General features: G+C 43.2%; 14 protein-coding genes. 8 read left to right on the top strand and 6 right to left on the bottom strand.

Going from position 1 to position 16,057, the window contains the following annotated elements; translation table 11 throughout:
• The first annotated feature begins 218 nt into the window (after positions 1-218).
• The gene (gene katG / locus KHN79_RS17350; protein ID WP_182010023.1) at positions 219-2,393 is read left to right on the top strand and encodes a catalase/peroxidase HPI; all 2,175 of its coding nucleotides are present in this window, start codon (positions 219-221) and stop codon (positions 2,391-2,393) included.
• A gap of 168 nt (positions 2,394-2,561) precedes the next feature.
• Here katG and KHN79_RS17345 read toward each other — a convergent pair whose 3' ends face one another.
• Positions 2,562-3,335 carry a helix-turn-helix domain-containing protein gene (locus KHN79_RS17345; protein ID WP_182010024.1) on the bottom strand — a complete coding sequence of 258 codons (774 nt, stop codon included), beginning with the start codon at positions 3,333-3,335 and terminating at the stop codon, positions 2,562-2,564.
• A gap of 222 nt (positions 3,336-3,557) precedes the next feature.
• Here KHN79_RS17345 and proC point away from each other — a divergent pair, with 222 nt between their 5' ends.
• The 5 genes from proC (at position 3,558) to KHN79_RS17320 (ending at position 8,452) form a co-directional block, all read left to right on the top strand.
• Complete coding sequence (gene proC / locus KHN79_RS17340) at positions 3,558-4,382, top strand: pyrroline-5-carboxylate reductase (RefSeq protein ID WP_182010025.1); 825 nt, start codon at positions 3,558-3,560, stop codon at positions 4,380-4,382.
• Between the two features lie 71 nt (positions 4,383-4,453).
• Positions 4,454-5,512, top strand: a complete 1,059-nt coding sequence (dctP, locus tag KHN79_RS17335) for a TRAP transporter substrate-binding protein DctP (RefSeq protein WP_182010026.1) — start codon at positions 4,454-4,456, stop codon at positions 5,510-5,512.
• A 102-nt stretch (positions 5,513-5,614) separates the two neighbouring features.
• The gene (locus KHN79_RS17330) at positions 5,615-6,118 is read left to right on the top strand and encodes a TRAP transporter small permease subunit (protein ID WP_182010027.1); all 504 of its coding nucleotides are present in this window, start codon (positions 5,615-5,617) and stop codon (positions 6,116-6,118) included.
• A complete protein-coding gene (locus KHN79_RS17325; RefSeq protein ID WP_182010028.1) occupies positions 6,115-7,440 on the top strand; it encodes a TRAP transporter large permease subunit in 1,326 nt (441 codons plus the stop codon). The genes KHN79_RS17330 and KHN79_RS17325 overlap by 4 nt, the downstream gene beginning before the upstream one ends.
• A gap of 52 nt (positions 7,441-7,492) precedes the next feature.
• Positions 7,493-8,452 (top strand): ornithine cyclodeaminase family protein, encoded by a 960-nt coding sequence (locus KHN79_RS17320; RefSeq protein ID WP_182010029.1) that lies wholly within the window; start codon positions 7,493-7,495, stop codon positions 8,450-8,452.
• Between the two features lie 623 nt (positions 8,453-9,075).
• Here the strand turns inward: KHN79_RS17320 and KHN79_RS17315 are convergent.
• On the bottom strand, positions 9,076-9,216 hold the full coding sequence (locus KHN79_RS17315; protein WP_182010030.1) for a hypothetical protein: 141 nt from the start codon (positions 9,214-9,216) through the stop codon (positions 9,076-9,078).
• 422 nt (positions 9,217-9,638) lie between these two features.
• Between KHN79_RS17315 and KHN79_RS17310 the strand changes: the two genes are divergently transcribed.
• On the top strand, positions 9,639-10,643 hold the full coding sequence (locus KHN79_RS17310) for a DUF1214 domain-containing protein (protein ID WP_182010031.1): 1,005 nt from the start codon (positions 9,639-9,641) through the stop codon (positions 10,641-10,643).
• Between the two features lie 249 nt (positions 10,644-10,892).
• Here KHN79_RS17310 and KHN79_RS17305 read toward each other — a convergent pair whose 3' ends face one another.
• Together KHN79_RS17305 and KHN79_RS17300 are read right to left on the bottom strand one after the other, a co-directional pair.
• Complete coding sequence (locus KHN79_RS17305) at positions 10,893-11,840, bottom strand: LysR family transcriptional regulator (protein WP_182010032.1); 948 nt, start codon at positions 11,838-11,840, stop codon at positions 10,893-10,895.
• 239 nt (positions 11,841-12,079) lie between these two features.
• The gene (locus tag KHN79_RS17300; RefSeq protein WP_244812776.1) at positions 12,080-13,147 is read right to left on the bottom strand and encodes a DUF1214 domain-containing protein; all 1,068 of its coding nucleotides are present in this window, start codon (positions 13,145-13,147) and stop codon (positions 12,080-12,082) included.
• 489 nt (positions 13,148-13,636) lie between these two features.
• Here KHN79_RS17300 and KHN79_RS17295 point away from each other — a divergent pair, with 489 nt between their 5' ends.
• On the top strand, positions 13,637-14,128 hold the full coding sequence (locus tag KHN79_RS17295; RefSeq protein ID WP_182010033.1) for a prolyl-tRNA synthetase associated domain-containing protein: 492 nt from the start codon (positions 13,637-13,639) through the stop codon (positions 14,126-14,128).
• 251 nt (positions 14,129-14,379) lie between these two features.
• Here the strand turns inward: KHN79_RS17295 and KHN79_RS17290 are convergent, their stop codons facing one another.
• Together KHN79_RS17290 and KHN79_RS17285 are read right to left on the bottom strand one after the other, a co-directional pair.
• The gene (locus KHN79_RS17290) at positions 14,380-15,024 is read right to left on the bottom strand and encodes a hypothetical protein (RefSeq protein ID WP_182010034.1); all 645 of its coding nucleotides are present in this window, start codon (positions 15,022-15,024) and stop codon (positions 14,380-14,382) included.
• An 11-nt stretch (positions 15,025-15,035) separates the two neighbouring features.
• Positions 15,036-16,037, bottom strand: a complete 1,002-nt coding sequence (locus KHN79_RS17285) for a 5'/3'-nucleotidase SurE (protein WP_182010035.1) — start codon at positions 16,035-16,037, stop codon at positions 15,036-15,038.
• Between the last annotated feature and the right edge of the window lie 20 nt (positions 16,038-16,057).

The raw sequence follows: 16,057 nt of genomic DNA, 5'->3' as shown, positions 1-16,057 counted from the left end.
AATCATAACTAACATTGATAGGAATTTCTTATTAAATTAATCGGTTTAATTGATGTGATAACTATGAAAAACCTTACTATTATCAAATTCAAGTTACTGAGATGTATCAACATTAACTTCTAAACAGGTAAACAAATATCGATAAATGATCTCAACATCCTGTTTAGAGATATCTATTTAAAGAGAAGTATTATTTCACTGCTACAAAAGGACACCCTATGAACAACAGCGATAACAATTCAGCAGGTAAATGCCCTGTAATGCATGGCGGCATGACCTCTACAGGCTCAACGGTAATGGAATGGTGGCCAAATGCTCTTAATTTGGACATCCTTCATCAACACGATAAAAAAACGAACCCACTTGGTGAAGACTTCAGCTACCGCGAAGCACTGAAAACACTCGATGTAGACGCGTTAAAAAATGATTTGAAAGCTCTGATGACAGACAGCCAAGAGTGGTGGCCTGCTGACTGGGGTCACTACGGCGGTTTGATGATCCGCATGGCTTGGCACTCTGCCGGTAGTTACCGTACTACTGATGGTCGCGGGGGCGGTTCAACAGGTAACCAACGCTTTGCGCCGCTAAACTCTTGGCCAGATAACGGTAACTTAGATAAAGCTCGTCGTCTGCTATGGCCAATTAAGAAAAAATACGGCAACAAAATCAGCTGGGCAGATTTAATGATTCTTGCCGGTAACATGGCTTATGAATCTATGGGTCTGAAAACCTTCGGTTTTGCCTTTGGCCGTGATGATATCTGGCATCCAGAAAAAGACATCTATTGGGGTTCTGAAAAAGAATGGTTAGCTCCAAGCGGTGGCGAAGGTAGCCGTTACTCTGGTGAGCGTGACCTGGAAAACCCTCTTGCGGCTGTAATGATGGGCTTGATCTACGTAAACCCAGAAGGTGTAGACGGTAACCCGGATCCTCTGAAAACTGCGGCTGACATGCGTGTCACCTTTGCTCGTATGGCAATGAATGATGAAGAGACGGTTGCTCTTACGGCAGGCGGACATACCGTTGGTAAAGCACACGGTAATGGTGATGCTGCTAACTTAGGCCCAGATCCAGAAGGCGCAGATGTTGAAGAACAAGGCCTGGGTTGGAACAACCATAAGTCTCGTGGCATTGGTCGTGACACGGTAACTAGTGGTATTGAAGGTGCATGGACAAGCAACCCTACTCAATGGGATAACGGCTTCTTCAAAATGCTGCTAGAACACGAATGGCAGTTAACTAAGAGCCCTGCTGGCGCTTGGCAATATGAACCAGTTGATATCGCAGAAGAAGACAAGCCAGTGGATGTAGAAGATCCGTCGATTCGCTACAACCCGATGATGACTGATGCCGATATGGCCCTAAAGGTTGACCCTGAATATCGTAAGATTTCTGAGCGTTTCTACCAGGATCAAGAATACTTCAACGAAGTCTTCGCTCGCGCTTGGTTTAAACTGACACACCGTGATTTAGGCCCTAAAGCTCGCTATGTTGGCCCAGATGTACCAGCAGAAGACCTAATCTGGCAAGACCCAATTCCTGCGGGCACAACCAACTACGACGTAGACGGTGTAAAAGCAAAAATTGCTGCAACAGATTTAAGTGTATCTGAATTAGTATCAACTGCTTGGGACAGCGCACGTACTTTCCGTAACTCGGATCTTCGTGGCGGCGCAAATGGCGCACGTATTCGCCTAGCTCCTCAGAACGAATGGGAAGGTAACGAACCACAACGCTTAGCTCGCGTACTTGATGTATTAACTAAGATTGCTGAAGAATCTGGCATTAGCATTGCAGATACTATCGTACTAGCTGGTAACGTTGGTCTGGAAAAAGCAATTAAAGAGGCTGGTTTTGACTTTACGGTACCATTTACTCCCGGCCGAGGCGATGCTACTGCAGAGCAAACAGATGTTGATTCATTTGATGTACTTGAACCAGTGGCTGACGGATTCCGCAACTGGCAGAAGAAACATTACGTTGTTAAGCCCGAAGAAATGCTGCTTGACCGCGCCCAGCTTCTTGGTCTGACAGCTCCAGAAATGACAGTGTTACTTGGCGGTATGCGAGTATTAGGCACAAACCACGGTGGTACTCAACATGGTGTGTTCACAGACAGAGTAGGTTCATTAACAAATGACTTCTTCGTTAACCTTACGGACATGTCATACACTTGGAAACCAACTGGCCGTAACTCTTACGATATCTGTGACCGTAAGACAGGTGAAGCGAAATGGACAGCAACACGCGTTGACTTAGTCTTTGGTTCAAACTCAATCTTGCGCTCTTACGCTGAAGTTTACGCTCAGGATGATAACCAAGAGAAGTTCGTTAAAGACTTCATCTCGGCTTGGACGAAAGTAATGAATGCTGACCGATTTGATGTGGCATAACCGATTCAAATAAATGCAATAAAGAACAAACTCCCGCCTTATGCGGGAGTTTTTTTTATACCTATCGCAGGTGAACTGACAACATTGTGGAAAGATCAAAATACGAGAGAGTTGTAAGAAGTCCAGAGAACTGCTGCTAAATAGACGTAAATTATGCGCTGCTAGGCTTCAGAGTTGATTACTTGAATGTGGTGATACTTTTCTTCTCAACTGCCCCGGTGTCTCGTTATAAAAACGTCTAAACGCGTGAGTAAGCGCACTTTGGCTTGAAAAACCAACACTTATGGCGATTTCAATTAATGGTAGTCGGGTATCTAAGATCATTTGTCTTGCGCGTTTCATTCGAGCAGTCAGAAGGTATTGCCCCGGTGTCATCCCTGAGGCGTTACGAAATAGTTCATGAAAATGGCCGGGACTCACGTTACTGATTGAAGCCAAAACGGAAGTCGAAAGCGGCTCATCAATATGTTTCTGAATAAACTCATCAATGGCCACCAAATCCAAACGACCTCGGGATGTACGTTGCAAGTCGCTTCCATCGTACAGCCTTTGATGAAGACTGGATAAGAAAGCCGTTGCCACCCCTTCTGCGGCTTCAGGATAGCTGCTCAGCATTTGAGATTCGCGATAAATATAAGCAAGGAGATAACGCAAACCCGGGTCAATATCAAAATAGTTAGCCCCATCAAACAACCGCTCAACTTGAGGGCCAATATACTCTGTTGGGATATCCATAATTATATGGCTGTTATCACCTATACCTTCATAGAAATGCACGTCTCCACCGGGAACTAGGCAGCCATGAAAGGGATCAACTTGCCCACCACGCCCTTCCACTTCAAATGCGGCACTTCCTTTAAAGGCGACAACAATTTGATGATAGTCGTGATCATGATGCAAGCAGCTATTCTGCAGCGATTCCGTTCGTATATGCAGTCCCATGTCTCTCTCGATGAGTAAAAGCTCAGTTAATAAGAATTATTCTCTTATACCAAATAAAGTTCAAAAACACACCAATCATTTCAAAAAAGTTACAAGTGTTAATCAATTACCGCAAAATGCGCAAAAAGTCATGAGTTTTAAACAAGAGCTCAACAAACGTAACTGCTTAAATGCTAGAACTGCTCGCAAATAGAAATGAATACTTATTCGGAAGAGAGAAAAATGGCTGCAAAGATAACGTTTATTGGTTCAGGAAACATGGCTAGTGCGATTGTTGGTGGTTTGATTAGCAATCAATATCCAGCAGAAAAGATCACAACGACTTCGCCAGATTCAGCCATGTTGGAATCTATCCAAGCCAAGTACTCGATTAACACCACCAGCGATAATTGCACTGCAATAGCAGACGCCGACATTGTAGTGCTCGCGGTAAAGCCTCAGATTCTCAAGCAAGTTTGTGCAGAGTTACGCCCAACATTAAACAAACGAGAAACTCAGCCTCTTGTTCTCTCAATCGCTGCGGGTATTTCTCTCGAATCTCTGAAGAACTGGCTAGGACAATCTACTCCTATCGTTCGTGCTATGCCCAATACACCCGCAATGATCGGCTGCGGAGCAACCAGTTTGGTGGCAAGCTCAGACGTTTCAACAGACCAGAAAAACCATGTTGAAGAGATATTAAATAGCACAGGTCTGGTTGAATGGTTGAGTGACGAATCTTTAATCAACGCTGCAACTGCCGTAGCAGGCAGTGCGCCTGCTTACTTTTTCTTATTCTTCCAGGCAATGGAAGATGCCGCCGTAGCACAAGGTTTACCACGTGAAACCGCAAGAAAACTCACCCTGCAAACTGGTTTAGGTGCCGCTTCAATGGCTTTAACCGGTGAACAGGATCCAGAACAACTCATGCGTAATGTGATGTCGCCGCAAGGTTCAACAGAGCGCGCTATCTCCTCTTTTGAGAACGCTAACCTGAGATTGATTGTTGAGAAAGCGATGCGCGACTGCGCTGACCGAGCAGAAGAAATGCAATCTCTCTTTGGTTAAATGCTTTTAAAACTAAAAGGTTACATTTTCACTCATTTATCCAATCTAATAACTAAAAGGACTAAGTAAAGATGAAAGGAAATCTCCGTAAGATTCTAAAAACCGCTACGTTAGCCGCTTGTGTTTCCGTCGCAACAACCAGCGTCTATGCAGATGAATGGCGTATGGCAACACCATGGTCCGGTGGCCCGTGGCTGGAGCGCGATGCAAAATACTTTGCTGATAATGTTAGTGAGCTTACCCACGGTGAAATTACTGCGAAAGTATTTCCCGGTGGTACGCTAGGCAGCGCGCTTAAAGTTACCGACTCAGTAAAATCTGGTATAGCAACTGTCAGCCACAACTACATTAACTACGACTACGGTAAAGATCCAACAACGGCCCTACTTGCTGGCCACTCAAGTGGGCTTTCGCCAGAAGAGTTTATGTTGTGGATGTACAAAGGCGGCGGCATCGAGTTATACGAGCAATACCGTAAAGAAAAGTTTGGTGTGGTTGCCTTTCCTTGTTCCATTCTTGGCACCGAAATTTTCCTTCACTCCAATAAACCAGTACGTACATTTGAGGACTTCCAAGGCTTACGCATCCGTACGTCAGGTGCCTGGGCGGAAATCGCATCACGCTTAGGTGCGTCGACGGTTGTAATGGCAGGTAGTGATATTTACTCCGCTCTAGAGCGCGGTGTGATCGACGCTGCGGAGTGGGGAAGCCCAGAAATGAACCGCCCTACCGGTTTCCAGGAAGTCGCTAAGTACGTCATTTTGCCGGGTATTCACCAATCAGGTGGCGTTCTTGAGTGCCAAGTGAATGAGAAAGCGTGGAACAAACTTTCTGACGAGAACAAATCTCTAGTACGCCAAGCGGCTAAATTGTCTCTGTTTGATTCATGGTTATCCGCTTCTTACGCTGATTTAGATGCGTACAAAGAACTGGTTGAAGGAAAGAATGAGATCGTTCGTTTAGAGCCGGAACTCATCAGTAAAATCCTCGACGAAACCAAGAAATGGGAAGACGAGCATGCCGCAGATAACGAATGGTTCAAACGTGTTTTAACTTCTCAACGTGCATTCAAAGACAAGATCAAACTCTGGCCAGAATACCGCCTAAAAATCGGCGAAAACGAAGGTTAACTTGCCCTGTATTCACATAACTTAACGTTATTCGGGTATAAGCAGCCGCTGTAAAGCGGCTGCCATTTTTGCTTTTCAGTTCGTAATTTTTAGGTTCACACTATGAAGTTAATTACTAGTATCGAAGCACTGACGCGCTTTTCTGGCCATATCGCCGCTTTCCTGGTATTGCCACTCATTGGCGCTCTCGTATTCGAGGTCTTCAGCCGCTATGTCTTCGACACTCCTACCCTATGGGCATTTGAAATAAGCTATATGGTCATGGGAGCAATATTCATGCTGGGTATCGCTAACGCCCTGAGACTTGGCCAACACGTTAGTGTTGATGTCGTCACACTCAAACTCAGTTCCCGTGTAAATGCGGCCGTTCGGTCACTTTGCTACCTGATGTTTCTCCCTATTGTCTGTTGGATCAGCCTAGAGCTTTACCTTTATTTCTATGAAGCTTTTGAAAGCAATGAGCGCTCGGGTCGATCAGCATGGAACCCTGTCATGTGGCCAGTCTATTTGGTCTGGTTCGTCGGTCTGACAACACTAAGTCTACAAATATTTGCCGAGCTGCTGAAATCAACTCAAACCGCACTTGGCCGCGAGGTTAAGTTATGAGTGATTACCTTTCTCTGTTGATGTTCCCGGCTCTGATGCTATTGATCTTTGCCGGATTTCAAATTGCGTTCTCAATGATATTGGTTGCAGCCATTTTTGGCTTAGCACTGTTCGGTGACGTAACCGCTTACCAGTTGCTCAGCAAAATTGAAGAAACTGCTTCAAACTCTATTCTCGCCGCCGTCCCACTTTTCATATTCATGGGAGCCATGCTCGAAAAGTCCGGGATAGCCGAGCGCCTGTTTAAAGCCATACACATGTGGACGCATTCCACACCTGGCGGATTAGGTGTTGGCTCTATTCTGTTAGGGACAATATTTGCTGCTGCAAGTGGTGTGGTTGGCGCAACAGAAGCCGTTATAGGCATGTTAGCCATTCCTATCATGATGAAACACGCTTATGATAAACGCCTGCTATCCGGCGTTATTTGCGCAAGTGGCTCATTGGGTACCGCAATCCCCCCTTCTATTACTGTAATTGTTTTAGGTCCGGTTGCGGGTGTTTCTGTTGGTCAGCTATTCAGCGGATTGTTGATGCCCGGCTTGATGATGGCAATACTGTTTATTCTTTATGTCATCGTTTTAGCTTGGCTAAAACCTTCTGTTGCACCACGTCAAATCGAAGATGAAACCGGCTACCCGCTGAAAGATAAGCTTTGGGCGACAGCAACTGCATTATTACCAGCCGCCGTGCTTATTTTTGCTGTTCTGGGCACCATTTTAATGGGACTTGCGACTCCAACAGAAGCAGCCGCTTGTGGTGCCTTGGGCTCTATTATTCTTGCGGCTAGTTACCGTAATCTTACGAAAACAGTTGTCTGGAACTCGCTGATGAGCACCGTTAATATTTCAGCGATGATCTTGATGATCGTAATGGGCGGAAACATGTTTGCTGGCGTCTTCTTCGCAACAGGCGGTATGGCAACAGTGCAATCTATATTGATGGGTACGGGACTAGAGCCATGGGCAATTATAGGCTTGATACTGTTCATTGCGTTCTTGGCTGGTTTCGTCCTCGATATGATGTCGGTTGTTTTGATCATCATTCCGGTCGCAATGCCAGTTGTACGTTTACTAGGCTTTGATGAAGTGTGGTTCTGTGTTGCATTCTTAGTCGTGCTACAAACCAGTTACTTAACACCACCATTAGCGCCGTCAATCTTCTACCTTCGGGCAATTACGCCTCCTGATATTACGCTGCGCCACATGTACGCTGGAGTTGTGCCGTTTATCATAATTCAATTGCTCGTTCTTACTGCCATCCTGGCTTTTCCTGCTACCGCTTTATGGTTACCTGAAGTAACTAGTGGTCCGGCTTGGTAATAACCTTTCTTCTGGCAGCACACGCTGCCAGTTTTTACTTATTCGAGGATTTATGAAATTCATATCTGCAGATCAAGTTGCCAGTCACCTACCATGGAATGCGTTAATTAATAAACTTGATGAAACCTTTCGTAAAGGCGTTTACGCCCCCTCTCGTCACCATCACACGATTGAAAGACCTGATGGAGAAGCAACCATGCTATTAATGCCAGCTTGGGAACAAGATGGCTACATTGGTATGAAAATGCTAAATGTGTTTCCGCAAAACTCCGCTGTTGGCCTGCCCTCCATTTCTGGCCTGTATATGCTATCTGAAGGTAAGCATGGCCAAACGATCGCATGTATTGCAGGAAATGAGTTAACACGCCGACGCACTGCAGCGGCTTCAGCGTTAGCCGCCAGATATCTCGCCAAGCCGTCAGCAGAAACCTTACTCATTGTTGGTACCGGACAAGTCGCACCGATGTTAATTGAGGCGCATGCTGCGGTACGCCCGATTAAACGTGTACTGGTCTGGGGGCGTAACCAAGACAAAGCAAAAGAGCTGGTCACTCAGTATCAAAGCTACCAAGGTGAATTTTGTCGCATTGAAGACATCTCAGTAGTAAAAAGCTTAGAGCAAGCGTCAAGCGAAGCCGACATTATTAGTTGTGCAACACTTTCTAAGCAGCCAATAATCAAAGGTAACTGGTTAACAGAAGGAACTCACCTCGATTTGGTTGGCGCGTTCAGAAAAGATATGCGCGAATGTGACGGAGTTGCCGTAGAGAGAAGCGACGTATATGTCGACACTTGGGCTGGCGCTATGGGTGAAGCCGGTGATCTGCACCAGGCTGTTGACGAAGGTTATTTCAAGATGGACCAGATTTTGGGTGACTTAGAACAACTGACCCGTGACGAAATTCCAGGTCGTAAGACGGATAACTCCATAACTTTGTTCAAATCCGTTGGTGCTTCGCTTGAAGATCTCGCTGCTGCAATCGTTTTATGGGAAGAGTTTAATAAACAATAAGTCACTATTCCCAAGTAACCTCAAGATGCTAGGTTCAGCGAGAATGGCTTGGTTCCCAGGCGCGGCAACGATTTGAAGATCTAGTGGTTCTAAATCGAAAATCGTTAACAAAGGCTGTAAATCAAGGCAACTCGCCCTTTGGGAGCATGTCACTGGCACAATTTCAGCGTCATATGATTTGGAAAGAGCTAGCTATTTCGCAGCATCATTTTCCTTGAACTTGTGCCAGTGACATTGCTCTGAATCCTGCATCTTGAAGTCATTTGGGTATATGAATCTTGACCTCGCTATAAAGTTGCAACACATAAAAGCGTTACTTGGGCACTTGAATCGGGAAGCTCGAAATTACGTTCTTAATGGTAACCCTGAATGATTTCTTTTCAGCGGTGTTTCAGGCTTTTCTTCGCCTTTGAAAAGCCTTTGATCCTTTCGAAGTGACACCTAGCTGGTTTATTATTTCTTTAACCCATATAGTCTTTAGCTGCTAACGCGCGTTTAAGGCTTCAAAAAATCTAATAAGATTATGATTTTTAAAGAAAATAAAAAGGGATCGACAATCATAGATCCCTAATAACGTATCAAAGTGTTAAATCTGCGGATTATTTGTTTACACTGTAAACTTTTTACAATTTGATCCAGACTTGCGGGAGTTGATCACTATCTGTCTGGACATTGATGCTAACCAACGAATCGTTATCGACTTCAAGCATTACAATATTTACTGTTCCTGTTTCAATGCACTGCTCATCAGTTAGCTCCTTCATTACTAGGTTTCCCACCGAGCCAGAAGTAACAAGTGAACCTTCGCTATTACAAGAAGAACCAGTTAACAATAATGATCCTGATTGATCAATCGACATCTGATACAGAGCATCAGAGTACCTTGCCTGATAAGTCCCAGCATAACTGCCAATATCAGCACTTTCCAAGGACACTGATGTTAAAGCGGAAGAACCGTTGGCGTTAGTACATACCAGATCTTAATCCGACATTTCGCAGCTAACTGAAGCTGCGGCGAAATCGATTTGGTTGGCGCTCTGAGTTCCTAGATACGAAAGCTGCGTCTAAGTATGCGACAATGAAAATGAAAATGATCTCTTTAATTCATATCTTCTGAAGCTTAAAAATCTATAAGATTAGACTATCTTTAAACTAATATTTTGAGTAGTAGCTCAAGGAACACTCTATGAACAAGATATTGTTAGCATCACTTGTTTCCATTACATCAATGCAGGCTTTGGCATCAGTTGAAGTAACCGATGAAAACTTTGCTCGTGCAGAAACTGATTTGTATTTCACACGACAATTAGAACGTCAACCAGTCAATACTTTTGATCATAATCGCGAGAGTGTAACGGTAGAAAATCAAATGATCATTCGTTCTAATACGGACTTGCTTTATTCCACTGCCGTTGTTGACGTTTCTAAGGGCGCTACGTTCCGTTTGGCAAAAGGGAAAGCCTACCAAATCATGCATTTGTTCAATAACAATCATGATAACCATATGGCTATTTACGGCGGTGAAGATATTTATATCGACTCTAAGATCGCAGGATCGGATTACATTTATATTCTCATGCGCACTGCCACTACTGCGGGTATGGATGAAGCCCATCGACTACAAGATGCTGCTGTGATTGATGCAAAATCAGCAAAACCATTCAAACCTGCGGCGGATTGGGATGATACATCTCGTGATGCGATTCGTGCGAAATGGGAAAAACAGGTTGGGGATATCAAAACAGAAGAAGCGTTTACTCCAGGAATCACAGCAACACCAGACAATAAACAATTTATGATTGGAACGGCTGTTGGCTGGGGTGGCCTACCAGCAGATTATGCTGTTTATGCATCACGAGCGGGTACAGGTAAGGTTGAGTGTGCGAGTATGACCTTTAAATCGCCTATGCTAAGTTATGATGAAGGCGGGTACTGGTCTATTACTGCGTATTCTGGAAAAGGTTGGTTGATGACCAACAAAAATAGTGCTGATTCGACTTCTGCAACACCAAATAAAGATGGCTCTTATACCATCAACTTTGCACCAGAGGGTAAAACATGTGGAGCATCTAGTAATATCGTTGAAGTCACTGATACTGGCTGGAATATTGCTGTACGAGCCTACAGACCGAGTGATAAAGCAAAAGTTATCGCTCAAATGCATAACTTCCCACTTATCACTGCTAAATAATTAGGGTCTGTTTATCTTTCGAGCTGATTTTTGCAGCGATTTGTGGGTTATTTATACAAGGTAGAGGCTTTGAAATGTAGTTATTCTACCTGATAAGCCGATAACGCAGTAGAAAGGAGCCACAAACGCTGCCCAAAGGGTTCGAGCTGGGCGCCCCCATCCGAACAAAAATTAACCGCGAAAGATAAACAGACCCTAGTATAGAAACGGCTTTGATGTGAGATATGCTCGCTATTAGAACTTGTTTGGTCATGGAATTGTATGCTCTGGTGAGTACAACATTTTATCTGTCACATCTTTAAGTTGTTCTATTAACCATTGATAAAGTGGACTTTTGTTGTAGCGATAATGTGTGTATACCGAAACCTCTGCAGCTTCTGCTGGAAAATCACCAGCAAATGTCAGTGGTCTTAGAGATGGAAATTGGTGTGGTGACAAAAATGCAGAAGTTGGGAACAGCACATCACTTCTGCTTGTGATTTCAATCAGTGAAGCGATAGATTCTGAGCGAAAAATGACATCCAAATCTATCCCCTGTTTTTGCGCCAACTTTTCTATATACGTTTTGTTATCGTTCCAGTCAGGCAAGATAGCGCAAACAATTGGGTAGGCACTGAGTTGCTCAAATACACAAGCTTTGTTGGCTAGTGGGTGTTGGTCATTAACTAGGACCTTAAATTTGTCAAAAGTAAGGTGATTGCGCTTTAGCTCTTTAGGGGGTGAATCCATATAGTAGTTGATACCTAAATCTAGCTCGCCTTTTACTAATTTTTCCACCGAGTTAGATGACCAATTTTCTATGATTAGACTGGTGTTAGGGGCAACTTGACGAAGTCTCTCATGTAGCAAGGCTGGTAAAGATACGCCTAAAAAATTATTTATAGCAATACGAATAGTTTGTTTATGAGTGCTCGGGTTAAATGACTCGATTTCGGTAAATAATTCATCAAACTGTTTCATTATTAAGGGTAATTTGTCACACAGTATCTGTCCTTTATCCGTCGGCTTTAATCCATATTTTGTTCTGACAAAAAGTTCATCATCCAATTGGTCGCGAAGCTTTGCTAGAGCGCGACTCACTGCTGGTTGAGCAATTTTAAGTCTCCTAGCCGCTTGTGTCGTATTAAGCTCCTGTGCCAAAGCCAGGAATACTTTAAGTAGGTTAAGGTCAATTGTTTTAAGATACTGTTTCGCCATTGCCTGTTATCTCCTCGAACTATTTACACTGATCAGGTTTCATCTCTGGCCAGTCTTTATTGAACAGAAGGTTAATGATTGTATGAGGCAGAGCTTAAATATATCAAATTTGCCATGAACACCCTAAATAATTGAACTGCCTGAATGGGATCAAGAAAAAGCATTTTTGTCTGCTTTAATCACAAAAAAGCTCCAACCGGTTGGAGCTTTAAAATCATCATCCATGAATTGTTTGCAAATTATTGAACGGGTTTAATTTCAGGTAACTGATAAGATTTAAACGCTTCGATATCTGGGTCATAGGCACGCATCAAGAAGCCCCAATCGTCTTGGGTGGTTAAAATGAAATTCTTAACGTCACTGCGTTTTTTGCATGATAAAGGCCCAAAATGAACAGTAAATGTCCCATCCTTATTGATTACGGCATTGCCTGATTTCACAATATTGAACTCATTTGTCATCAAGTATTTTTCATTGTTGTATGCAGTGATCGACCAAAATTCACCTACTTTAGGCTGAGTGTAAGTCGCTGTATAGCATGTATCTTTTTTTGCGCCCTTTAGGTTATATGGGCGATACATTGCGTATTTATCTTCAGATAAACCCCAAGCGCCCGCGGTTACATATGTAAAGCGTTCCCAATCAGTAACTTTGGTGACATCGTCTGTCATCTGACCAAAGGTATCGGAAAGCTTATTATATTCGGAAATCAATGCAGCTCTGACTTTCAGCAACGTTTCTTTGTCGTAGCTTGGTACTGGCGTTGCTGACTGTGCATCAATTTTCATTTGCGGTTGAAGTGTGTTGACTATGTAGGCGACATCTTCTGGTGTTGCATTCGTCCCCACCCTAACACCTATAGCAACATGACCGCTATTAAATTCGCCACCTTTGAACTTATACACTCCGCCACCAACCAATTGCCGACTCATGTGCTCTTCACTGACTATTTGAGTGGTTATAAAGCGGTCACCCGTTTCTGGAAGTGTTAATGTGAAGTCTTTAGATGCATCGACAATCGCAAGAGAATAAATAACGTCGTTATTGGGACTCACTACCCATTTATCTTCTGAATTAGCTAGGTTTTTGAAATGAAAGAACTGATTTACGCCATTACGTTCGGCCATGCCTTTCATAAAGTTAAGTGACTCTGAGCGTATGAACTGCTCAGCAGTCATGCCATAATCAACGGGGTTTACACTCCAGTGACTTGAATCAATCGGTGAAATACTGTCAAAAGGAGCTGCTAGTACTCCTGTTGAAATCATTGCCGACATTAACGCTGATACGATAAGTTTTTTATTCATTATTGACCTCTCTAACCAATAAGGTAATGAATCCTAAACCAGCTACCATTTCAAAAAGTAGGCAGAAAAGGGAGAAAACAAAAACAGTATAGTGACAATTTATACGTTCGATACGGTTAGAAAAGTATACGTAGTAGCAAGGTCATTGCACTTATACGAAACATATCAAATTTGTTATATCTCATTTATTGGAGAACCTTTAGGACAAAAAAGCACTCATCAACGAGCCCATTTCTGTACTAAATAACGTTGAAAGGGAATAACCATTCCTATCGCTATTTAGCTTGAACTGAACTCGTTGATGAAGCTCTGAATCCTGCATCTTGAGGTCACTTGAGTATAAAAGTATTATTCGATGATCTAAATAGTTAAGGTATGCTGACCTTTCTAGCTGATTTTTAGCAGTGCCCGAAGGGTTTAAGCCGATGCCCCACCCGAACAAAATATAACCGCGAGAGGTTAACAGCCCCTAGTACTACGAGAAAGTTTATGGACATATATGAAGTGCTTCGTCGATACAATATTGCTTATCAAAGGTTTGATCATGAGCCAGTTTATACTTGTGCTGAAGCGAACTCTTTAGAGCAAAATATCCCCGGAGCTAAAACTAAAAATCTATTTTTACGCGATAGAAAGGGAAAACATCATTTTTTAGTCATTGTTTCTGATGAAAAATCTGTTGATTTTAATATGTTGTCTAACGGTCTCAATGTTAACCGACTTAGCCTTGCCTCACCGACAAGGCTAAAAAAATACTTACTAACCGAGCCAGGTTCTGTCTCTATTTTAGATATCGTAAAAGATCAAAACGACCATGTACAACTGGTTATTGATCAAGATGTTTGGAATGCTAATGAATTGCAATGTCATCCTTATGTGAATACATCTACCTTAGTTATAAAGTTGCAACACATAAAAGCGTTACTTGGGCACTTGAATCGGGAAGCTCGAATTTACGTTTTTAATGGTAACCCTGAATGATTTCTTTTCAGCGGTGTTTCAGGCTTTTCTTCGCCTTTGAAAAGCCTTTGATCCTTTCGAAGTGACACCTAGCTGGTTTATTATTTCTTTAACCCATATAGTCTTTGGCTGCTAACGCGCGTTTAAGGCTTTAAAAAATATAATAAGGTTATGATTTTTAAAGAAAATAAAAAAGGGACCTACAATCATAGATCCCTAATAACGTATCAAAGTGCTAAATCTGCGGATTTTTTGTTTACACTGTAAACTTTTTACAATTTGATCCAGACTTGCGGGAATTGATTACTATCTGTCTGGACATTGATGCTATCCAACGAATCGTTATCGACTTCAAGCATTACAATATTTACTGTGCCTGTTTCAATGCACTGCTCATCAGTTAGCTCCATCATTACTAGGTTTTCCACCGAGCCAGAAGTAACAAGTGAACCTTCGCTATTACAGGAAGAGCCAGTTAACGATAATGATCCTGATTCATCAATCGACATCTGATACAGAGCATCAGAGTACCTAGCCTGATAAGTCCCAGCATAACTGCCAATATCAGCACTTTCCAAGGACACTGATGTTAAAGCAGAAGAACCGTTGGCGTTAGTACATACCAGATCTTGATCCGACATTTCACAACTAACTGAAGCGGCGGAGAAATCGATTTGGTCGTCGTTCAGTGTTCCCAGATACGAAAGCTGGTGTTCTCTTGCATCCCAAAGCGTCAGTTGTGGTTCAATGCCCTGTTGTACAACTATCTGGGCACCGCTCGGAGAGGCATCACTCGCCCATATAACGCCTTCATAAACACCACTTTGCACTTGTACTTGATCGTTGTCATCACTATCACACCCCCACAGGGCAGATACCGACAATAAAGTGATAAGCAGAATATTCTGTTGTTTCATTCCTGTTGCTCCTATTCCAAGCCAACAAGACGTTGTTCAACCAGTGCGACTTTTCCGCGTGCAGCCTGGACATTTCCGTCGATAGTACTAATAGTGATATAACCTTGACTGACTGCAACACCCTCGGAGTTTTCGTTGCTATCACCTGCATCGCCTTCATTAAAAGAGAGCCCTTTCTTATCTTTTAGTAAAGCCACAGCTTCTACTTGGGCTTCAACAGAGTCCATCCCTTGTTCCATTAGACTTTTCATCATGTAATAAATAGCGGTACTGTTTTGAGAAAGATCGCTACTGAATGCGAACTCTGCTCCTGCATTCCAACCAACATCAGTAAACTTGTATCCAAGATGATTATTCATATCTTCTGGTGTGTTCACATTCAAACCAGTGTACGCAGGTAAAAGTGGTTGACCAGAAGGCTGATTCGCGACCAGTTCAGCGACAACATCGACAATAACATTTGCAACTAACTGTGACTGTTCTGCATCACTAGCCGTGTTGTGATGTGCGCTGATCGCAATAGCAGGAATACCACGGCTCAAAGCAGCCATTGTTGCACCTAGCGTTCCAGAGTTATTGTTCATGAAACCTAAGTTATTGCCTTCGTTCGGCCCAGAAATGACCAAATCAGGGCTTTGTCCCCAGACTTGTTGTGCCGCGATATCAATGCCGTAGAGCGCTGCCATAACGGGTGTCCCCTCTACATAGTCTTTGAATGCAACGCTTGTATCTGTATCACCAATACAATATTCCTGTTCGGCGGCTTGGGTCTCATCAATTGACACTGGTTTAAAGTGGCTCATCGCGCCACCTTTACCACTTTGCCCGGTACAAGGAGCGGACATGATTACGTCATGACCCGCAGCCTCTAATGCCGACTTCATTACGTTAATATTGGTTGTTTCCCAGCTATCGTCATTGGTTAGTACAATATTTAACGCAAATGCATTTGATGCAATTACACATGAAGAACTGACTGCCATCGCAAGGCAAAGTTTAGATAGTTTGTTCATAATATTTCCGTTTATTTAAC

It is taken from the genome of Vibrio sp. B1FLJ16, from assembly GCF_905175385.1.
Lineage (GTDB): Bacteria > Pseudomonadota > Gammaproteobacteria > Enterobacterales > Vibrionaceae > Vibrio.
The sequence above is the reverse complement of the archived record's forward strand: the minus strand, read 5'-3'. Positions and strand labels throughout refer to the sequence as shown.